Origin of the sequence: Bartonella raoultii (assembly GCF_019659805.1) — a bacterium.
In the GTDB taxonomy this organism is placed as follows: Bacteria; Pseudomonadota; Alphaproteobacteria; order Rhizobiales; family Rhizobiaceae; genus Bartonella; species Bartonella raoultii.
In genome coordinates, this window is sequence record NZ_JAIFRO010000007.1 from 21,855 (window position 1) to 41,018 (window position 19,164).

Here is a 19,164-nt window from a genome sequence, read left to right on the forward strand (position 1 = left end):
TTTTATTTTATAGGTGCTTTGGATGACGAGGAAATAAAGAGCATGAACAGTCAAAATATCCGCATTCGCTTGAAAGCGTTCGACCATAGAATTCTCGATGCATCAACGCGTGAGATTGTATCAACTGCTAAGCGTACTGGTGCAAATGTCCGTGGTCCTATTCCGCTTCCAACGCGGATTGAGAAGTTTACAGTTAATCGCGGTCCGCATATTGATAAGAAGAGTCGTGAACAATTTGAAATGCGTACACATAAGCGCCTTCTTGATATTGTTGATCCAACACCGCAGACAGTTGATGCGCTTATGAAGCTCGATCTTTCTGCTGGTGTAGATGTTGAAATTAAGCTCTGAGGACAGAAGGAATAGACCGGATGCGTTCAGGTGTAATAGCACAGAAGCTGGGGATGACCCGTATTTATAATGATGCTGGTGAGCATGTGCCAGTAACAGTGCTTCGTTTGGAGAATTGTCAAGTTGTTGCTCAGCGTACAGTTGAAAAGAATGGTTATACTGCTGTTCAATTAGGTGTAGGCTTTGCTAAGGTTAAAAATACGTCACGAGCTCTTCGTGGACATTTTGCTAAGGCTTCTGTTGAGCCAAAAGCTAAAATAGCAGAATTTCGTGTCAGTCCTGATAATTTACTTGATATAGGGACTGAAATTACAGCAGAACACTTTGTTCCAGGACAAAGAGTTGATGTGACAGGTACGAGTATAGGTAAAGGTTTTGCTGGTGTAATGAAGCGGCATAACTTTGGTGGGCATCGTGCTTCGCATGGTAACTCTATTACGCATCGTGCTCATGGTTCAACAGGACAGTGCCAAGATCCAGGTAAAGTGTTTAAAGGTAAAAAAATGGCTGGACATATGGGGCAAGTACGTGTCACTACACAGAATATTGAAGTTATTTCGACGGATGTTGAACGTGGTTTAATTTTAGTACGTGGAGCTGTTTCTGGTTCTAAAGGTGCTTGGATTTTGGTGCGTGATGCTGTAAAGAAACGTCTTCCTGAAAATGCGCCAAAACCTGCTGGTATTCGTCGTCTTGTAAAGGAAAAAACAGAAATGGTTGCTCCAGTGGCGGAAAGCTCTGAAATAGAGGGAGCCGAATAATGGATCTTGTAATTAAAACTCTTGATGGTAGTGAGGCTGGGACGTTAAAGGTTTCCGAGAGTGTTTTTTGTCTTGTACCGCGTGAAGATGTTTTGCAGCGTGTTGTGCGTTGGCAACTTGCGCGTCGTCAGCAAGGAACGCATCAAGCACAAGGGCGATCTGATGTGTCGCGTACAGGTGCTAAGATGTTTAAACAAAAAGGGACAGGGCGTGCTCGACATTCTTCTGCTCGTGCGCCACAATTTAGAGGTGGTGGTAAGGCCCATGGACCGGTGGTTCGTAGTCATGCACATGATCTTCCTAAGAAAATTCGCGCCCTTGGTTTGCGTCTTGCTTTGTCAGCAAAATTAAAGGCGCAAGATTTAATTGTCGTTGATGAATTGCGTGTTAAAGATGCTAAAACAAAGTTACTTGTTTCCAGTTTTTCTAAGCTTGGCTTCAATAATGCTCTCTTGATTGGTGGCAAGGAAATTGATAATAACTTTTTTCGAGCAGCATCTAATATTCCTAATATTGATATTTTACCAATTCAAGGAATTAATGTTTATGATATTTTGCGTCGCAGCAAACTTGTTTTATCAAAAGCAGCTGTCGAGGCTCTTGAGGAGCGTTTTAAATGACAGATCTTCGCCATTATGATATAATTGTTAGTCCAGTTATTACTGAAAAGTCGACTATGATTTCTGAATATAATCAAGTTGCTTTTAATGTTGCATCGAAAGCGACAAAACCTGAAATTAAAGCTGCTGTTGAAGCGCTTTTTGGCGTTAAAGTTAAGTCAGTTAATACAATAATCCGTAAGGGTAAAGTAAAGCGTTTTAAAGGCATTGTTGGTCGGCAAAGTGATGTTAAAAAAGCGATTGTGACACTGACCAAAGGTCAGTCTATCGACGTTTCGACAGGTCTTTAAAGAGGTTCGGAGATAAGAATAATGGCACTTAAGAACTTCAATCCGACTACACCAGGACAGCGTCAGCTTGTTATTGTAGATCGCTCTTGTCTTTATAAGGGCAAGTCTGTAAAAAGATTAACAGAAGGCTTGTCTTCAAAGGGTGGGCGTAATAATCGTGGTCGCGTTACTGCTCGTTTTCAAGGTGGTGGTCATAAACGTAGTTATCGCTTTGTTGATTTTAAGCGTTTAAAACGTGGTATTTCCGCAAAAGTTGAGCGTTTGGAATATGATCCGAATCGTACTGCGTTCATCGCATTAATTCGCTATGATGATGGGCAATTAGATTATATTCTAGCTCCACAGCGTCTTGGTGTGGGCGATTCTGTTATAGCTGGTTTAAATGTTGATGTTAAACCAGGTAATGCTATGCCACTTGGTCATATGCCTGTGGGGACGATTATTCACAATGTTGAAATGAAGCCAGGAAAAGGTGGTCAAATTGCTCGTTCAGCTGGTACTTACGCACAGTTGGTTGGGCGTGATCAAGGGATGGCTATTCTACGGCTTAATTCTGGTGAGCAGCGTTTAGTATCGAGCAGTTGTTTTGCAACCGTTGGTGCAGTTTCTAATCCTGATCATGGTAATATTAATGATGGTAAAGCAGGGCGGTCACGATGGCGTGGTAAACGTCCGCATGTTCGTGGTGTTGCTATGAATCCAGTTGATCATCCTCACGGTGGTGGTGAGGGGCGTACATCAGGAGGGCGTCATCCTGTATCTCCTTGGGGTAAACCTACAAAGGGTAAGCGTACGCGTTCCAATAAAGCCACTGATAAATTTATTATGCGTACGCGTCATCAGCGTAAGAAATGAGAAAGGTAGTCTGAAGTGGTTCGTTCAGTTTGGAAAGGTCCGTTTGTTGACGGCTATCTTCTTGGAAAAGCAGAGAAGGTTCGTGCAAGTGGGCGCAATGAAGTTATAAAAATATGGAGTCGTCGCTCCACTATTTTACCACAGTTTGTTGGTTTAACTTTTGGTGTTTACAACGGTAATAAGCATATTCCTGTTTCTGTTTCTGAAGAGATGGTTGGGCATAAGTTTGGTGAGTTTGCTCCCACCCGGACTTATTATGGGCATGGTGCAGATAAAAAAGCGAAGAGGAAATAAGTAATGGGAAAAGCTAAAGTTCCGCGCCAGCTTAAGGAAAATGAGGCGAGAGCTGTTGCTCGGACAATTCGTGTAAGTCCACAAAAACTTAATTTAGTTGCTGCGATGATTCGTGGTAAAAAAGTTAATGTGGCATTAGCCGATTTAACATTTTCGCGTAAACGTATTGCTGGAACTGTGAAAAAAACTCTTGAATCGGCGATTGCAAATGCAGAAAATAACCATGATCTTGATATTGATTCGCTTATTGTTGCAGAAGCCTATGTTGGTAAGTCGATAGTGATGAAGCGTTTTCATGTTCGTGGTCGTGGACGTGCTAGTCGGATTGAACGTCCATTCTCACACCTTACTGTTATTGTTCGTGAAGTTACCGAAAAAGTGGAGGCCGCATAATGGGGCAGAAAATCAATCCAATTGGGCTTCGTCTTGGTGTTAATCGGACGTGGGATTCTCGTTGGTATGCTGATAGTGGTGAGTATGGGCGTCTTCTTCATGAAGATTTAAAAATTCGTTTGTATGTACTGGAAGAATTAAAGCAAGCGGCTATTTCTAAGGTTGTTATTGAGCGGCCCCATAAAAAGTGTCGTGTAACGATTCATTCAGCACGTCCTGGTTTGATTATTGGCAAAAAAGGTGCTGATATTGAAAAGCTTCGTCGCAAGCTTTCAGAGATGACCAATGCTGAAACATCACTCAATATTGTAGAAATTCGTAAACCAGAAATTGATGCTACGATTATTGCGCAATCAATTGCTCAGCAATTAGAGCGTCGTGTTGCTTTTCGGCGTGCAATGAAGCGTGCAGTTCAGTCTGCTATGCGTCTTGGAGCAGAAGGTATTCGTATTAATTGTTCTGGTCGTCTTGGTGGTGCTGAAATTGCCCGTATGGAATGGTATCGTGAAGGACGTGTTCCACTTCATACCTTGCGTTCTGATGTTGATTACGGTACAGCAGAAGCTAAAACTGCTTATGGTATTTGTGGTGTTAAAGTTTGGGTGTTTAAGGGTGAGATTCTTGAGCATGATCCGATGGCTTCAGAACGTCGTGCGACAGAAGTTGATCATTCTGGTTCGTCATCGAGTCGTCGTCGCGAAAATACTTAGTTTTTATGATTGAATAAAAGTTTGGAGTAGAGAACAATGTTGCAGCCAAAGCGCACAAAGTTCCGTAAACAATTCAAGGGTCGTATTCACGGTGCTTCGAAGGGAGGTACGGATTTAAATTTCGGTGCTTACGGTTTGAAAGCTGTTGAGCCTGAGCGTATTACTGCACGCCAAATTGAAGCAGCACGTCGTGCAATTACGCGTTATATGAGACGTTCGGGGCGGGTTTGGATTCGTATTTTCCCAGATCTTCCAGTTACATCTAAACCGACTGAAGTTCGTATGGGTAAAGGTAAGGGGAGCGTTGATTATTGGGCTGCACGTGTAGCACCAGGGCGTGTTATGTTTGAGCTTGATGGAGTTCCTGAAGATGTTGCGCGTGAAGCTCTGAGATTGGGGGCTGCGAAGTTGCCTATTAAAACACGTTTCATACAGCGTATTGCTGAATAAAGAGGTTAAGCGATGAAAGCCACAGAATTACGGGCGCAAACGCTCGACCAAATGAAAGATGAGTTGGCTAAGTTAAAGAAAGAGCAGTTTAACTTGCGCTTTCAAAAGGCAACAGGCCAATTAGAAAAGACTGCGCGTGTTAGGCAGGTTCGTCGTGATATTGCACGTGTTAAAACTTTTCTTCGTCAAAAGATAAACGAAAGTAAGGTTTAAGGAAAGAAGAGATGCCTAAACGCATTTTGCAGGGTGTTGTCGTTAGCGACAAAAGTGATAAGACTGTAGTTGTCAAAGTGGAGCGTCGTTATTCTCATCCACTTCTTAAAAAGACTATTCGGCAGTCTAAAAAATATAAAGCGCATGATGAGAACAATCAATTCAAAATTGGGGATCAAATTTCTATTCAGGAATCTAAACCAATTTCGAAAGATAAACGTTGGATTGTTGTTAAAGACAGTGTAGCGTAGTGAATTAAGTTTATTGTTTTAAAATTGAATAGTGGTTTTTCATTAATAGATTTATAAGTAATAGCTTTGCTGTTGTTTGGCAGGCAAATCCAAGTGTGTTAAAGGCATAACTGGGTATAAGTATTAAGAAAAGGTGGCCAGTCATGATTCAGATGCAAACAAACCTCGATGTTGCCGATAATTCTGGTGCACGTCGTGTCATGTGCATCAAGGTGTTAGGCGGTTCAAAGCGAAAATATGCTTCGGTCGGTGACATTATTGTTGTTGCAGTTAAGGATGCTATTCCTCGTGGACGTGTTAAAAAAGGTGATGTAATGAAAGCTGTGGTGGTTCGTACTGCTAAGGATATTCGTCGCCCAGATGGTAGTGTTATTCGTTTTGACAGTAATGCTGCTGTTTTGGTAGATAATAAGAAAGAGCCGATAGGTACACGTATCTTTGGACCTGTTCCCCGCGAGCTTCGTGGTAGGAACCACATGAAGATCATCTCGCTCGCTCCTGAAGTATTATAAGGAGCAAGTATTATGCAAAAGATTAAAAAAGGTGATAAGGTTGTTGTTTTATCCGGTAAGGATAAAGGGTGTAGTGGTGAAGTTATTAAGGTGAGTCCAAAGGAAAATAAAGCTTTTGTTCGTGGTGTTAATATGGTTAAACGGCATCAGCGCCAGACACAAAAACAAGAAGCTGGAATTGTGTCTAAAGAAGCTGCGATTCATCTTTCCAATTTGGCGATTGCTGACCCTAAAGATGGTAAACCTACACGCGTAGGTTTTCGTATGAATGCAGATGGTATTAAAGTTCGTTTTGCCAAGCGTTCGGGAGAATTGATTAATGGCTGAAGAAAAACAAGCACCACGCATGAAGATGCATTATTTTGAAATAGTTCGTAAAACTCTTCAAGAGAAATTTCATTATAAAAATGCGATGCAAATTCCACGCGTTGATAAAATTGTGGTAAATATGGGGATTGGTGAAGCGACTGCTGACTCCAAAAAGCCATCTCTTGCTGCTGAAGATTTGGGTCTCATAACAGGTCAAAAAGCTGTTGTTACTCGTGCGCGTCATTCTATTGCTACTTTTAAAGTTCGTGAGGGAATGCCGCTTGGGGCAAAAGTTACATTACGCAAAGATCGTATGTTTGAGTTTTTGGATCGTCTTATTACGATTGCACTTCCACGGGTTCGTGACTTCCGTGGTTTGAATCCCAAAAGCTTTGATGGTCGTGGAAATTTTGCTATGGGTATTAAAGAGCACATTGTATTTCCAGAAATTAACTATGATAAAGTTGATCAAATTTGGGGTATGGATATTATCGTTTGTACGACAGCAAAAACGGATGATGAGGCACGTGAATTGTTGCGTGCTTTTAATTTCCCTTTTCGTTCGTAACGGCAAATGTAGTGAGGTAAGGTTATGGCAAAAGTAAGTGCCGTTGAAAAAAATAAACATCGTGAAATGATGGTAAAGCGTTATGCTGCACGTCGTGCACGTCTAAAAGCTGTTGTTATGGATCAGAAGGTTTCTCTTGAAGAGCGTTTTAAAGCTTCTGTTCAATTGGCGGAATTGCCACGTAATTCTGCAAAAGTCCGTATTCGTAATCGCTGTGAAGTTTCAGGGCGTCCACGCGCTTATTATCGTAAATTGAAAATGTCACGAATTGCATTGCGTGAACTTGGCTCTATTGGTCATATTCCCGGTATTGTTAAATCTAGTTGGTAAGAGGAGAGTGTTAAATGTCTATGTCAGATCCTCTTGGTGATATGTTAACACGTATTCGTAATGCACTTGGTCGAAAAAAAGGTAAAGTGGTTACACCTGCTTCAAAGCTTCGTGCGCGCGTTCTTGATGTTCTTCAGTCAGAAGGTTATATTCGCGGATATCATCAGGTTAATTTAGGTGACGGGAAATCTGAAATTGAAATCGAGTTAAAATATTTTGAAGGATTGGCTGCGATTCGTGATATTTCGCGTGTATCAAAGCCGGGGCGTCGTGTATATGTTTCTGCTAAGTCGCTTCCTCAAGTGGCAAATGGCCTTGGTATTTCAATTTTATCAACGCCCAAAGGTGTTATGGCAGATCATGAAGCGCGTGAGCAAAATGTTGGTGGAGAGCTTCTGTGTCGTGTTTTCTAATTATGTTTAGAAAAACAAAAAAGTAGGTTATAATAATGTCTCGTATTGGAAAAAAGCCCATTTCAATCCCTTCTGGGGTCACAGCTACTGTTGAAGGTCAGCTGGTTAAGGCAAAAGGTCCGAAAGGTGAGCTAAGTTACGTCGTTAACGATGAAGTCTTGGTCAAACTTGAGGAAAATGTTATATCAGTTTTACCACGGGATCAATCAAAAGATGCACGCTCTAAATGGGGTATGTCACGATCTATGATTGAAAATATTTTTTGTGGTGTGAAGGATGGTTTTGAGAAAAAACTTGAGATTAACGGTGTTGGTTATCGTGCTGCTTTGCAAGGTAAAGATATTCAGTTGTCATTAGGTTTTTCGCATGATGTGATTTATAAAGTTCCCTCTGGTGTCACTGTAACGGTTCCTAAACCTACAGAAATTGTTATTTCTGGGATTGATAAACAACAAATTGGGCAAGTTGCGGCAGAAATTCGTGAGTATCGTAGGCCTGAGCCTTATAAAGGTAAAGGCGTTAAGCATGCAGATGAGCGTATCTTTCGTAAAGAAGGTAAAAAGAAATAAGGATCTTGTATTATGCTTTCATCTAAGGACATTCTTCAGCGTCGTGCGCGGCGTGTTCGTCGTAGAATAAAAATGGTTTCTAGCGATCGTCCGCGGCTTAGTGTTTATCGTTCAAATCAGAATATTTATGCTCAAATTATTGATGATGTGCGTGGATGTACGCTTGTATCGGCATCTACTCTTGATGGTGATTTGAAAAAGTCATTAAAAAAAGGTTCTGATAAAGAAGCTGCTTTTGCGGTTGGTAAGTTAATTGCTGAACGTGCGAAGGAGGCTGGTGTTAATGAAGTGGTTTTTGATCGTGGTGCATATGTTTACCATGGGAGAGTAAAAGCTTTGGCTGAAGCTGCGCGCGAAGCTGGCTTGAATTTTTGAAAGACCTTATTAAAAACAATGAGTAAGGAAAATCTTAGAGTGTTTCATATAAGTTTCTCTAATGTGATAGTAGAAATTTATTGACGTGCTTCCGGAAAAGAAAAAGGAATGAGGAATGGCACAGAAAGAACGTAGTGAACGAGAAGAGCGTGAGGGTGAATTTGTTGACAGACTTGTTCATATCAATCGCGTTGCTAAAGTTGTAAAAGGTGGTCGGCGTTTTGGTTTTGCCGCTCTTGTTGTCGTTGGTGATCAAAAGGGGCGTGTAGGTTTTGGTCATGGTAAGGCGCGAGAAGTACCAGAAGCGGTTCGTAAAGCGACAGAATCTGCAAAACGTGGAATGATTTATGTTCCACTTCGTTCTGGGCGTACATTGCATCATGATCTTGAAGGTCGTCATGGAGCAGGTCGTGTTTTATTGCGTTCAGCTTCTGCTGGTACTGGTATTATTGCTGGAGGGCCAATGCGCGCTATCTTTGAAGCTCTTGGTATGCAGGATGTTGTTGCAAAGTCTTTAGGGTCATCCAATCCTTATAACATGGTGCGTGCAACTTTTGATGCGTTGAAACATCAAATGCATCCTAGGGATATCGCAGCTCAACGTGGTATAAAATATTCAACTTTACAGGCACGTCGTCGGCATTTAGTTGATATGGAAGGATAATTTCTGAGATTATCAGAAAAGGAATGAGGAAATGGTGCAAAGAAAATCTCAGAATAGTAAAACTGTGACAATAGAACAGATTGGAAGCCCAATTCGGAATTCACAGATTCAGCGTGCAACCTTAAAGGGACTTGGATTGAATAAAATACGGCGGCGGCGTGTTTTAAATGATACACTTTGTGTGCGAGGTATGATTTCTAAGGTTAGACATTTGGTTCGCATTATTGATGAAGATTAAAAGGTTGCAGGAGTATTTAATATGAAACTCAATGAACTGAGTGATTGTGAAGGAGCAACAAAAAGGCGGAAGCGTGTTGGGCGTGGTATTGGTTCGGGTACTGGTAAGACGGGTGGTCGTGGTGTAAAAGGACAAAAATCGCGCTCTGGTGTTTCGCTTAATGGTTTTGAAGGTGGGCAAATGCCTATTTATCGTCGTTTGCCAAAGCGTGGATTTAAAAATTACTTTGCCAAAAGCTATAATGAAGTTTCACTAGGAAGAATTCAGTTGGCTGTTGATTCCGGAAAGTTAAATGTTGAGAAGCCTGTTGATGCTGTTGCTTTGAAAGAGGCAGGTATTATCCGCCGTGTAAAGGATGGGATTCGTCTTCTTTCTGATGGTACGTTAAAAGATAAGATTATTTTTCATGTATCTGGTGCTTCTGAAGCTGCTCGTATCAAAGTTGAAAAAGCTGGTGGTCAGGTTATTATTCCTGAAGTTGCTCGATAAAATTTTATGGTATGAATGATGGTTTAGAGAGGGGATGTCTCTTTTCATGATATCTTTTCTGAAGGGTTCTTTCGATTTGCATTTATTTGTGTATAACGATATAAATTAAAGAGTTATACTTCTATGATTCCAAAGAGCTTATGTACGTGGGAGACGTTTTATGGCATCAGCAGCAGAGCAGTTTGCTTCCAATATAAACTTTGGTACTTTTTCTCGTGCGACTGAATTAAAGCAGCGCATTTGGTTCACATTAGCTGCACTTCTTGTATACCGCTTTGGTACTTATATCTCCCTTCCTGGTATTAATATTGATGCTTTACGGCAAACGTTTGAACATCATGCATCCGGTGTGTTGGGGCTCTTTAATATGTTTGCTGGAGGTGCTGTTGGGCGTATGGCAATTTTTGCGCTAGGAATTATGCCTTATATATCAGCATCTATTATTGTTCAGTTATTAACTTCTATTATTCCTTCTTTAGAGTCTCTTAAAAAAGAAGGTGAGTTAGGTCGTAAGATTATTAATCAATATACCCGCTATGTAACAGTAGTATTGGCAATTTTGCAAGCTTTTGGTATTGCGGTTGCACTTGAAACAGGCATAGGAACAGGGCTTCATATTGTTATGGAACCAGGTTTAATGTTCCGTATTTCTTCTGTTATCACACTGGTTGGTGGAACGATGTTTCTTATGTGGCTTGGTGAACAAATCACGTCACGTGGAGTAGGTAATGGGGTTTCTCTTATTATTTTTACTGGAATTGTAGCAAATTTTCCTTCTACTTTTGCCCAACTTTTGACTGCGCATAGTCAGGCTGATTTATCAACTTTTCTTCTTATAGTTATTATGTTTATTGCTGTTTCTGTTATTGGAATTATCGTTTTTGTAGAACGTGCGCAACGGCGAATTCTTATTCAGTACCCAAAACGTCAAGTTGGTAATCAGATGTTTCAAGGTGATATGTCTCACCTTCCTTTAAAGCTAAATACGGCTGGTGTTATTCCACCAATTTTTGCTTCATCTTTGTTATTGTTACCAGCAACGATTAATAATTTTTCTGACAAAATGCCACAGTGGGTTCAAGCTATTTCTTATTCTTTAAGTCATGGACAGCCACTTTATATGCTTATCTATGCATTTTTGATGGCGTTTTTTTGTTTTTTTTATACGGCAATTGTGTTTAACCCAAGTGATACGGCTGATCAGTTAAAAAAGCATTCTGGTTTTATTCCAGGCATACGTCCTGGTGAGCGTACAGCTGAATATATAGATTATGTTTTGACGCGTATTACTGTTGTGGGAGCAATTTATATTATATTGGTTTGTTTACTACCTGAGTTTATGATATCTACACTACAGGTTCCTTTTTATCTTGGAGGAACGTCGTTGTTGATTGTTGTTACTGTTACACTTGATACAGTTGCTCAAATTCAGGGACATCTTGTAGCTCACCAATATGAAGGGTTGATTAAAAAATCAAAACTTCGTGGAGGTAAGAGGAAACGATGAGAATTGTTCTGTTAGGGCCTCCAGGAGCTGGAAAAGGTACACAAGCTAAGATGTTGATTAAGGAATATCATATTCCTCAGTTGTCAACAGGTGATATGTTGCGTGAAGCTATTGTTAAAGAAACGGAAGTTGGTAAAGAAGCTAAAGTTATTATGAATTCTGGTGCTTTGGTGTCTGATAATATTGTGAATCAGATTGTATCGGATAGGATTGATGAAAGTGATTGTATAAACGGTTTTATTTTGGATGGCTATCCACGCACTGTGGCTCAGGCAGAGGCTTTGCAGGAGATTTTGAAATCAAAAAATATGAATCTTGATGCTGTTATTGAGCTAAAAGTAGATGAGGATGCATTAATTGAACGCATGAAAAAGCGTGTTCAAGCTACGATAGCTGCTGGTGGTCAAGTTCGTTCAGATGATAATCCAGTTGCTTTTGCAAAGAGGTTGGTAGAATATCGTGAAAAAACGGCACCTTTATCTGAGTTTTATTCCGAGAAGGGATTGTTGAAGAAAGTAGATGGGATGATCGATATTAATGAGGTCTCACATATGATAAAAAAGATTCTTCAATGAGGTTTTTTTTGGGAAATAAATGAAAAGAGTTGACTTTTTCGATGAAATCTATCAAAAACTGCTTTGATTTATTTCAATAAAATAATGGGATTCGGAAAATTCTATGCTGAATCGCTTTTTTCTGTAAAGTATAGAAGGTACTTTATGGGTGTTTTTTTAGTATAACCAAGGAGAACAGGCGTGGCTCGTATTGCTGGTGTCAATATCCCAACAAATAAGCGTGTAATTATTGCACTTCAGTATATTCATGGGATTGGACCAAAATTTGCGCAAGAAATTACTAAAAGAGTTGGTATTCCTACGGGGCGACGTGTGCATGAGCTTTCAGATGCGGAAGTATTGCAAATTCGTGAGGCGATTGATCAGGGATATCAAGTTGAGGGAGATTTGCGTCGTGAAGTTGCAATGAATGTGAAGCGTTTGATGGATCTTGGTTGCTATAGAGGATTACGTCATCGCCGCTCTTTACCTGTTCGTGGGCAACGTACACATACAAATGCGCGTACCCGTAAAGGTCCGGCTAAGGCAATTGCTGGTAAGAAAAAATAATAATTTTTTAAAAGAAGAATTTTATTTTTTTTAGATATTTTGTTTCTTGCTTAAGTTTTGCAAGAAGTGAGAAGGTGGAGCTGCTGATATTACGGCAGTGAGGAGATCGTTGAAAGGAAAGTTATGGCAAAAGAAGCCACGCGTGTTCGTCGTCGCGAGCGAAAAAATATTTCATCAGGTGTTGTGCATATCAATTCAACATTTAATAATACAATGATTACCATTACGGATGCTCAGGGAAATACAATTGCATGGTCTTCCGCTGGTGCTCAAGGTTTTAAGGGATCTAGAAAGTCTACACCTTTTGCAGCGCAGGTGGCTGCTGAGGATTGTGCTAAAAAAGCGCAAGAACATGGTATGCGTTCTTTGGAAGTTGAGGTTTGTGGTCCTGGATCAGGTCGTGAGTCCGCTTTACGTGCGTTGCAATCTGTTGGTTTTGTTATTACTTCTATTCGTGATGTAACACCGATTCCTCATAACGGATGTCGTCCACGTAAAAGACGGCGTGTTTAATTCGGGTATTGTTTTTTGTTGTTAGAGCCTTCTCTAATGTTCACACTGACCGTTACGATTGAATGGTGACGGAGCGAAAGAACGGGAATAAAAATATGATCCAGAAAAACTGGCAGGAACTGATTAAACCCAATAAGGTTGAATTTTATACGCATGATAATCCAAATGTTTCAAGTGTGGTTGCAGAGCCTCTTGAGCGTGGTTTTGGTTTAACATTAGGAAATGCACTTCGTCGTGTTTTGTTGTCATCGCTTCGTGGTGCTGCGATTACTGCTGTGCAGATTGATGGTGTTTTACATGAATTTTCATCAATTCCAGGTGTTCGTGAGGATGTTACAGATATTATCCTTAATATAAAAGAAATTGCACTTCGTATGCAGGAAGAGGGGCCTAAACGTGTCGTTGTTTGTAAAGAGGGTCCTGGTGTTGTGAAAGCAGGGGATATCAGTACTGTTGGAGATATGGAAATTCTGAATCCAGAACATGTTATTTGTACACTTGATGAAGGTGCTGAGATTCGTATGGAGTTTATTATCAATTCAGGAAAAGGATATGTTCCATCTGATCGCAATTGTGTGGATGATGCGCGTATAGGCCTTATTCCTGTTGATAGTCTGTATTCACCAATTCGTAAAGTTTCTTATAAAGTAGAGAACACGCGTGAAGGTCAAGTTTTGGATTATGATAAATTAACACTTACAATTGAAACAAATGGTGCTGTTACTGGGGAAGATGCTGTTGCTTTTGCGGCACGTATTTTACAGGATCAATTGTCATTGTTTGTTAATTTTGATGAGCCGGAAAAGGAAGTTGTTGAAGAAGCTGATTCGGAACTTGCTTTTAATCCTGCACTTCTGAAAAAAGTAGATGAGTTAGAATTATCTGTTCGTTCGGCGAATTGTCTTAAAAATGATAATATCGTCTATATTGGTGATCTTATTCAAAAGACGGAATCTGATATGCTTAGGACACCAAATTTTGGTCGGAAATCTTTAAATGAGATTAAAGAAGTTTTAGCATGTATGGGGTTGCACCTTGGTATGGAAATTCCTGCATGGCCACCTGAAAACATTGATGATCTTGCAAAACGCTATGAAGATCAGTATTAATATTATAATTTAAGGAGAAGGCTTATGCGCCATAATAAGTCAGGCCGCAAGTTGAATCGGACTGCTAGCCACCGTAAAGCGATGTTTGCAAATATGGCGATTTCGCTAATTGAACATGAGCAGATTGTGACAACCCTTCCAAAGGCTAAAGAGATTCGTCCTATTGTTGAAAAATTAGTCACTCTTGGTAAACGTGGTGGTTTACATGCACGTCGACAAGCAATTGCAGCTCTTCGTGATACTGGAAAAGTTGCAAAATTATTTGATACACTTGCACCGCGTTATGCAGAACGTAAGGGTGGATATTTACGTATTATGAAAGCAGGATTTCGTTCAGGTGATAATGCTCCAATGGCTGTTATAGAGTTTGTGGATCGTGATGTTGATGCAAAAGGTGCTATAGATCGCGTGCGAATGGAAAGTTCTAGTAATGAAAAAGAAGTTTCTTCATAAGTTTGTCGTTTTGTTGAATTTTAAAAAGCCGTCTTTCTTAGACGGTTTTTTTTTGCCTGTTGTAAAATGAGTTTTGTTTGATATGTAAGCATAAGAAGAGGTTGCAATATATTGAATTATTTTATTTTTATAACATTTATTATTTAGAGAGGTTGTTTTTATTTTTAATTATAAATATTAATGGATATCTTTTGATATTACATTGAGGAATGTATTGTTTATCTTATGAATGTTTAAGGAATATTTTGATTTTATAAGGAGTGAGTCATGAGATATTTTTTTGTGGTATGGCTTTTGGGGGCAATTATGACACCTATGTCATTTTGTTGCGCATACGCTCAAATTCCGCAAACACAAAAAGAAATTACTCTTTCATTTGCTCCTTTAGTTAAGAAGACTATTCCGTCTGTCGTCAATATTTATGCAGCTCGGCAAATTAAGGCTCGTTCGCCTTTTGAAGGTGATCCTTTTTTTGAGCAATTTTTTAGTCGTTTTCAAGATAATTTTCCAGTACGTAAGCAATCTTCATTGGGATCTGGGGTGATTGTTGATACACGGGGGTTGGTTGTTACGAATTATCATGTCATTAAAGATGCAAATGAAATTAAAGTGGCTCTTTCTGATGGTAGGGAGTTTGAGAGTAGGGTTAGGCTAAAAGATGAAGCAACAGATATTGCTGTGCTTGAAATTGATGCAGAGGGTGCTCAATTTCCTGTTCTTCCGTTAGGAGATTCTGATGCTGTTGAAGTTGGTGATCTTGTTTTAGCAATTGGTAATCCTTTTGGTGTTGGACAGACGGTTACAAGTGGTATTGTTTCAGCACAAGCACGTACGCGTGTTGGTATTTCTGATTTTGATTTTTTTATTCAAACGGACGCTGCTATTAATCCAGGGAATTCTGGTGGAGCTTTAATTGATATGAAAGGACATTTAATCGGAATTAATACGGCTATTTATTCGCGCTCAGGTGGTTCTATAGGGATTGGTTTTGCTATTCCGGCAAATCTTGTAAAGGTTATGCTTGATACTGTTAAACGTGGCGGAAAATATTTTGTACCTCCTTATATTGGTGCATCTTTTCAAAATGTTACGTCTGATATTGCGAATGGTTTAGGGCTAGAACGTCCTTATGGTGCTCTTATCATTGAAGTTATCAAAGATAGTCCTGCGTCAAAAGCGGGTTTAAAAATAGGCGATATTATTTTGAGTGCGCAAGGGATACGTGTTGATAATCCAGATAGTCTTGGGTATCGTTTGATGACTACTGGTATTGGGCATAGTGTCGCTTTAGAATATTTACGAAATGGAAAGACTTTTAAAACAGAAATCACTGTTTTATCAATACCAGAATCTGCATTTGCAAAGTCTGAAAAAATTGTTGGTGATAGCCCTCTTTCTGGTGCAGAAGTGTTAGATTTAACACCGCAAAACAGTCGACGTTTTCATCTGCCTATATCAGCAAGAGGTGTCGTGATTACGCACCTTGATGAAATGAGCAATGCTGCTGGGATTTTTCGCCCTGGAGATGTTTTGCGCATTGTTAATGGCCATAAAATTCAGACAGTAAGTCAGTTGAAAAAGATTCTTATACAAGGTCATCAAAATATGTGGCAATTAGAATATGAACGTGATGGTATGTATATTCGCCAGTTTATTCGTTGAGGTTTTTTTTGAATAAGGATTTTTTTGCTTCATCTTTTGATTTTAAAGTTCATAAAAATCAGCCGCTTGCAGAAAGAATGCGTCCTCGTTCTCTTCATGATGTTGTAGGACAAAATCATTTGGTTGGAGAAGATGGTTTGCTTTCGCATATGATGGCTGCTGGTTCACTTGGTTCTATGATTTTTTGGGGACCCCCAGGAACAGGAAAAACAACAATCGCCCGTTTATTAGCACTTGAAAAAAAGTTCGCTTTTGAGCAAGTTTCCGCTATTTTTACTGGTGTTGCTGAACTTAAGAAAATTTTTGAAGTTGCTCAGGCACGCTTTATCTCAGGGTATCAAACACTTTTATTTGTTGATGAGATACATCGATTTAATCGTGCACAGCAGGATAGTTTTCTTCCCATGATAGAAGATGGTACTATAATTCTTATAGGGGCTACAACGGAGAATCCTTCCTTTGAACTTAATGCTGCTCTTCTTTCTAGGGCACGTGTTATGACATTTCTTCCGCATGATAATAAAACTTTGGATATGCTGTTAAAGCGGGCAGAAAAAGTGGAAGGCAAATCTCTTCCTTTAGATGAAGATGCAAGAGATGTTCTGATAGAGATGTCTGATGGTGATGCGCGGGTTGCATTAACATTGGCAGAGGAAGTTTGGTGTATGGCACGAGAAGGGGAGATCTTCAATACAATCGCTTTGCAAAAAAAGATTCAACGTCGCGTCCCCATTTATGATAAAGGACGGGATAGTCATTATAATCTTATTTCAGCGTTGCATAAATCCGTTCGTGGGTCTGATCCTGATGCAGCCCTTTATTATTTAGCGCGTATGTTGGATGCAGGAGAAGATCCTCTCTATATTGGCAGAAGATTGGTTCGTATTGCCGTTGAAGATATTGGTTTGGCGGATCCGCAAGCTCTTGCCATTTGTAATGCAGCAAAAGATGCGTATGATTATTTAGGATCACCTGAAGGGGAGTTGGCTTTGGCGCAAGCATGTCTTTATGTTGCAACTGCACCAAAATCAAATGCGACATATCTTGCCTATAAAGCTGCTATGCATTCTGCTCGTAAAAATGGTTCTTTGCTTCCTCCCAAGCATATTCTCAATGCACCTACAAAATTTATGAAGGAAGAAGGGTATGGGCATGGTTATCGCTATGACCATGATGAACCAGAGGCTTTTTCAGGGCAGGAATATTTTCCTGAAAAACTTGGACGTCAAGTCTATTATCAGCCAGTTGAACGTGGATTTGAGCGTGAAATTGCAAAGCGCCTTAAATGGTGGAAGCAATTACGAGAGAAAAGAATTCTTAAAAAATAAAAGTCTCATTGAGAAAAATGTTTATTGTTCTTGAATGGGTGTTATATCAATTGTATAATTATAAATTTATTTATGTTTTCAATTATATCTCATTATTTTGTAATCTCAAAAATTTTTATATAATTTAAAGTTTATATCTGTCTAAAGAACAAATTTAAAAAATATTTATCAGCGATTATCTATAAGTTGCTTTGTGTTTATGTGTTGGCTGTGTGCGTTATTATGTTACGTGGTTGATGATAAATTTTTTGCTTATCATTATTGAGGAAAATTCTATTACGAGATATCTTCTTTTAAGAACTTACAAAGGGATATTTGAGAACTGTGTATAAAGCATTGTATTGAAATTTAAATTGTTTCTTTTCTATAAGAGAGGTATAAATATGTTGATTTTTTTCCTTAGTAAAATTTGGGGTTGAAGTGTATTTTGTTATTAAAAAATGAGAAATACCCAGTTTTTTCAGAAGACTGTGTGCTGTAGGCGCAATATGGGGAGAAGAATAAAAATAGTCTGTGAAAATCTCAACGCAAGACTTTAGTTTATTCAAAATAACAGTGTAGATTAGGTATTGGATTATTGTAAATTGGTCAAGGATATAATCGTGGATAAAACAAAAGCTCTCGATGCTGCTCTCTCTCAAATTGAACGTTCTTTTGGTAAAGGCTCAATTATGCGTCTTGGGCAAAAAGAGCAGGTTGTTGAAATTGAAACAGTCCCAACAGGTTCATTATCTTTAGATATCGCTTTGGGTATCGGTGGATTACCGAAGGGGCGTATTGTTGAGATTTATGGACCAGAAAGCTCTGGAAAAACTACATTGGCTCTTCATGCGATTGCTGAGGCACAGAAAAGCGGTGGAGTTTGCGCTTTTATTGATGCAGAGCATGCTCTTGATCCTATTTATGCACGCAAGCTTGGTGTTGATTTAGAAAATTTGTTTATTTCTCAGCCAGATACGGGTGAACAGGCGTTGGAAATTACGGAAACGTTGGTACGTTCTGGTGCTGTTGATGTGCTTGTTGTTGATTCTGTGGCTGCTTTAACGCCACGTGCAGAAATTGATGGAGAAATGGGTGATGCTTTACCTGGCTTACAAGCTCGGTTAATGAGTAAAGCTTTGCGGAAACTAACCGCATCAATTTTTCGCTCTAATTGTATGGTGATCTTTATTAACCAAATTCGCATGAAAATTGGCGTGATGTTTGGTTCTCCTGAAACAACAACAGGTGGGAATGCTTTAAAATTTTATGCTTCTGTTCGTTTGGATATTCGCCGTATTGGCTCTATTAAAGATAAGGATATGGTCGTTGGGAATCAGACACGTGTTAAAGTGGTAAAAAATAAATTAGCACCTCCATTCAAACAAGTTGAATTTGATATTATTTATGGTGAAGGTATTTCCAAATTAGGTGAATTGATTGATTTGGGAGTCAAACTTGGCATTGTGGAAAAATCTGGCTCATGGTTTTCTTATAATTCTCAACGTTTAGGGCAAGGACGAGAAAATGCGAAACAATTTTTACGTGAGCATATAGAAATTGCTACAGAAATCGAAACAGCTTTGCGTCAAAATGCTGGTTTGATTGCTATTGAGTTCTTAGAAAATGCAGGATCAGATACAACAGAAAGCGATGAAGTCATTTGATAAGATATTTTTAAAAGGTAATTTCTTTCCTTCACATTTTTCTGTTTTTATTTCTTAGAATTTTAAAATGTAAAATTGCTTATTTTTAAATTTTTTTGAGCAAATATTCTACTCTTTGATTAAATTAACTCCAAGCTTGGCAAAGAGGATATTTAGTAAAGATGGAT

The 19,164-nt window shown here is 39.3% G+C and carries 30 protein-coding genes; all 30 read left to right on the plus strand.

The window, feature by feature from the left end:
- Positions 1 to 42 precede the first annotated feature (42 nt).
- Positions 43 to 351 carry a 30S ribosomal protein S10 gene (gene rpsJ, locus K3248_RS06915; protein WP_004855744.1) on the plus strand — a complete coding sequence of 103 codons (309 nt, stop codon included), beginning with the start codon at positions 43 to 45 and terminating at the stop codon, positions 349 to 351.
- Between the two features lie 20 nt (positions 352 to 371).
- Positions 372 to 1,112: a 50S ribosomal protein L3 gene (gene rplC / locus K3248_RS06920; protein ID WP_220717657.1), complete on the plus strand. Its 741-nt coding sequence runs from the start codon at positions 372 to 374 to the stop codon at positions 1,110 to 1,112.
- On the plus strand, positions 1,112 to 1,732 hold the full coding sequence (rplD, locus tag K3248_RS06925) for a 50S ribosomal protein L4 (protein ID WP_220717658.1): 621 nt from the start codon (positions 1,112 to 1,114) through the stop codon (positions 1,730 to 1,732). The genes rplC and rplD overlap by 1 nt, the downstream gene beginning before the upstream one ends.
- The gene (locus K3248_RS06930; protein ID WP_220717659.1) at positions 1,729 to 2,022 is read left to right on the plus strand and encodes a 50S ribosomal protein L23; all 294 of its coding nucleotides are present in this window, start codon (positions 1,729 to 1,731) and stop codon (positions 2,020 to 2,022) included. The genes rplD and K3248_RS06930 overlap by 4 nt, the downstream gene beginning before the upstream one ends.
- Before the next feature lie 21 nt (positions 2,023 to 2,043).
- Positions 2,044 to 2,877 (plus strand): 50S ribosomal protein L2, encoded by an 834-nt coding sequence (rplB, locus tag K3248_RS06935; RefSeq protein WP_220717660.1) that lies wholly within the window; start codon positions 2,044 to 2,046, stop codon positions 2,875 to 2,877.
- A gap of 15 nt (positions 2,878 to 2,892) precedes the next feature.
- Positions 2,893 to 3,171: a 30S ribosomal protein S19 gene (gene rpsS, locus K3248_RS06940; protein ID WP_004855734.1), complete on the plus strand. Its 279-nt coding sequence runs from the start codon at positions 2,893 to 2,895 to the stop codon at positions 3,169 to 3,171.
- Between the two features lie 3 nt (positions 3,172 to 3,174).
- Positions 3,175 to 3,564, plus strand: coding sequence for a 50S ribosomal protein L22 (gene rplV / locus K3248_RS06945; RefSeq protein WP_220717661.1), 390 nt, complete (start codon positions 3,175 to 3,177; stop codon positions 3,562 to 3,564).
- Positions 3,564 to 4,274, plus strand: coding sequence for a 30S ribosomal protein S3 (gene rpsC, locus K3248_RS06950; RefSeq protein ID WP_220717662.1), 711 nt, complete (start codon positions 3,564 to 3,566; stop codon positions 4,272 to 4,274). The genes rplV and rpsC overlap by 1 nt, the downstream gene beginning before the upstream one ends.
- A gap of 36 nt (positions 4,275 to 4,310) precedes the next feature.
- The gene (gene rplP, locus K3248_RS06955) at positions 4,311 to 4,724 is read left to right on the plus strand and encodes a 50S ribosomal protein L16 (RefSeq protein WP_220717663.1); all 414 of its coding nucleotides are present in this window, start codon (positions 4,311 to 4,313) and stop codon (positions 4,722 to 4,724) included.
- Positions 4,725 to 4,736: 12 nt separating this feature from the next.
- Complete coding sequence (gene rpmC / locus K3248_RS06960; RefSeq protein ID WP_220717664.1) at positions 4,737 to 4,937, plus strand: 50S ribosomal protein L29; 201 nt, start codon at positions 4,737 to 4,739, stop codon at positions 4,935 to 4,937.
- Between the two features lie 11 nt (positions 4,938 to 4,948).
- A complete protein-coding gene (rpsQ, locus tag K3248_RS06965) occupies positions 4,949 to 5,188 on the plus strand; it encodes a 30S ribosomal protein S17 (protein WP_220717665.1) in 240 nt (79 codons plus the stop codon).
- Positions 5,189 to 5,331: 143 nt separating this feature from the next.
- Positions 5,332 to 5,700 (plus strand): 50S ribosomal protein L14, encoded by a 369-nt coding sequence (gene rplN / locus K3248_RS06970; RefSeq protein WP_220717666.1) that lies wholly within the window; start codon positions 5,332 to 5,334, stop codon positions 5,698 to 5,700.
- Between the two features lie 12 nt (positions 5,701 to 5,712).
- Positions 5,713 to 6,027, plus strand: coding sequence for a 50S ribosomal protein L24 (rplX, locus tag K3248_RS06975; protein ID WP_220717667.1), 315 nt, complete (start codon positions 5,713 to 5,715; stop codon positions 6,025 to 6,027).
- Positions 6,020 to 6,577 (plus strand): 50S ribosomal protein L5, encoded by a 558-nt coding sequence (gene rplE, locus K3248_RS06980; protein WP_220717668.1) that lies wholly within the window; start codon positions 6,020 to 6,022, stop codon positions 6,575 to 6,577. The genes rplX and rplE overlap by 8 nt, the downstream gene beginning before the upstream one ends.
- A 24-nt stretch (positions 6,578 to 6,601) precedes the next feature.
- Positions 6,602 to 6,907: a 30S ribosomal protein S14 gene (gene rpsN, locus K3248_RS06985; RefSeq protein WP_220717669.1), complete on the plus strand. Its 306-nt coding sequence runs from the start codon at positions 6,602 to 6,604 to the stop codon at positions 6,905 to 6,907.
- Between the two features lie 14 nt (positions 6,908 to 6,921).
- On the plus strand, positions 6,922 to 7,320 hold the full coding sequence (gene rpsH / locus K3248_RS06990; RefSeq protein WP_220717670.1) for a 30S ribosomal protein S8: 399 nt from the start codon (positions 6,922 to 6,924) through the stop codon (positions 7,318 to 7,320).
- A gap of 35 nt (positions 7,321 to 7,355) precedes the next feature.
- Positions 7,356 to 7,889, plus strand: coding sequence for a 50S ribosomal protein L6 (gene rplF / locus K3248_RS06995; RefSeq protein ID WP_220717671.1), 534 nt, complete (start codon positions 7,356 to 7,358; stop codon positions 7,887 to 7,889).
- 12 nt (positions 7,890 to 7,901) lie between these two features.
- On the plus strand, positions 7,902 to 8,264 hold the full coding sequence (rplR, locus tag K3248_RS07000; RefSeq protein ID WP_220717672.1) for a 50S ribosomal protein L18: 363 nt from the start codon (positions 7,902 to 7,904) through the stop codon (positions 8,262 to 8,264).
- Between the two features lie 115 nt (positions 8,265 to 8,379).
- On the plus strand, positions 8,380 to 8,928 hold the full coding sequence (rpsE, locus tag K3248_RS07005) for a 30S ribosomal protein S5 (protein ID WP_220717673.1): 549 nt from the start codon (positions 8,380 to 8,382) through the stop codon (positions 8,926 to 8,928).
- Positions 8,929 to 8,959: 31 nt separating this feature from the next.
- Positions 8,960 to 9,166: a 50S ribosomal protein L30 gene (rpmD, locus tag K3248_RS07010; RefSeq protein ID WP_220717674.1), complete on the plus strand. Its 207-nt coding sequence runs from the start codon at positions 8,960 to 8,962 to the stop codon at positions 9,164 to 9,166.
- A 21-nt stretch (positions 9,167 to 9,187) separates the two neighbouring features.
- Positions 9,188 to 9,655: a 50S ribosomal protein L15 gene (gene rplO / locus K3248_RS07015; protein ID WP_220717675.1), complete on the plus strand. Its 468-nt coding sequence runs from the start codon at positions 9,188 to 9,190 to the stop codon at positions 9,653 to 9,655.
- A 160-nt stretch (positions 9,656 to 9,815) separates the two neighbouring features.
- The gene (gene secY / locus K3248_RS07020) at positions 9,816 to 11,162 is read left to right on the plus strand and encodes a preprotein translocase subunit SecY (RefSeq protein ID WP_220717676.1); all 1,347 of its coding nucleotides are present in this window, start codon (positions 9,816 to 9,818) and stop codon (positions 11,160 to 11,162) included.
- Entirely contained in the window at positions 11,159 to 11,737 is a 579-nt protein-coding gene (locus K3248_RS07025; RefSeq protein WP_220717677.1) for an adenylate kinase, read from the plus strand. Before secY ends, K3248_RS07025 begins: the two co-directional genes overlap by 4 nt.
- Positions 11,738 to 11,917: 180 nt before the next feature.
- Positions 11,918 to 12,286 carry a 30S ribosomal protein S13 gene (gene rpsM, locus K3248_RS07030; RefSeq protein WP_220717678.1) on the plus strand — a complete coding sequence of 123 codons (369 nt, stop codon included), beginning with the start codon at positions 11,918 to 11,920 and terminating at the stop codon, positions 12,284 to 12,286.
- 123 nt (positions 12,287 to 12,409) lie between these two features.
- On the plus strand, positions 12,410 to 12,799 hold the full coding sequence (gene rpsK, locus K3248_RS07035) for a 30S ribosomal protein S11 (protein WP_006589521.1): 390 nt from the start codon (positions 12,410 to 12,412) through the stop codon (positions 12,797 to 12,799).
- A gap of 95 nt (positions 12,800 to 12,894) precedes the next feature.
- The gene (locus K3248_RS07040) at positions 12,895 to 13,908 is read left to right on the plus strand and encodes a DNA-directed RNA polymerase subunit alpha (protein ID WP_220717679.1); all 1,014 of its coding nucleotides are present in this window, start codon (positions 12,895 to 12,897) and stop codon (positions 13,906 to 13,908) included.
- Positions 13,909 to 13,932: 24 nt separating this feature from the next.
- A complete protein-coding gene (rplQ, locus tag K3248_RS07045) occupies positions 13,933 to 14,361 on the plus strand; it encodes a 50S ribosomal protein L17 (RefSeq protein ID WP_220717680.1) in 429 nt (142 codons plus the stop codon).
- A gap of 267 nt (positions 14,362 to 14,628) precedes the next feature.
- On the plus strand, positions 14,629 to 16,023 hold the full coding sequence (locus tag K3248_RS07050) for a DegQ family serine endoprotease (RefSeq protein ID WP_220717681.1): 1,395 nt from the start codon (positions 14,629 to 14,631) through the stop codon (positions 16,021 to 16,023).
- Between the two features lie 8 nt (positions 16,024 to 16,031).
- Complete coding sequence (locus K3248_RS07055) at positions 16,032 to 17,351, plus strand: replication-associated recombination protein A (protein WP_220717682.1); 1,320 nt, start codon at positions 16,032 to 16,034, stop codon at positions 17,349 to 17,351.
- Positions 17,352 to 17,953: 602 nt separating this feature from the next.
- The gene (gene recA / locus K3248_RS07060) at positions 17,954 to 18,997 is read left to right on the plus strand and encodes a recombinase RecA (RefSeq protein ID WP_220717683.1); all 1,044 of its coding nucleotides are present in this window, start codon (positions 17,954 to 17,956) and stop codon (positions 18,995 to 18,997) included.
- Positions 18,998 to 19,164 lie beyond the last annotated feature (167 nt).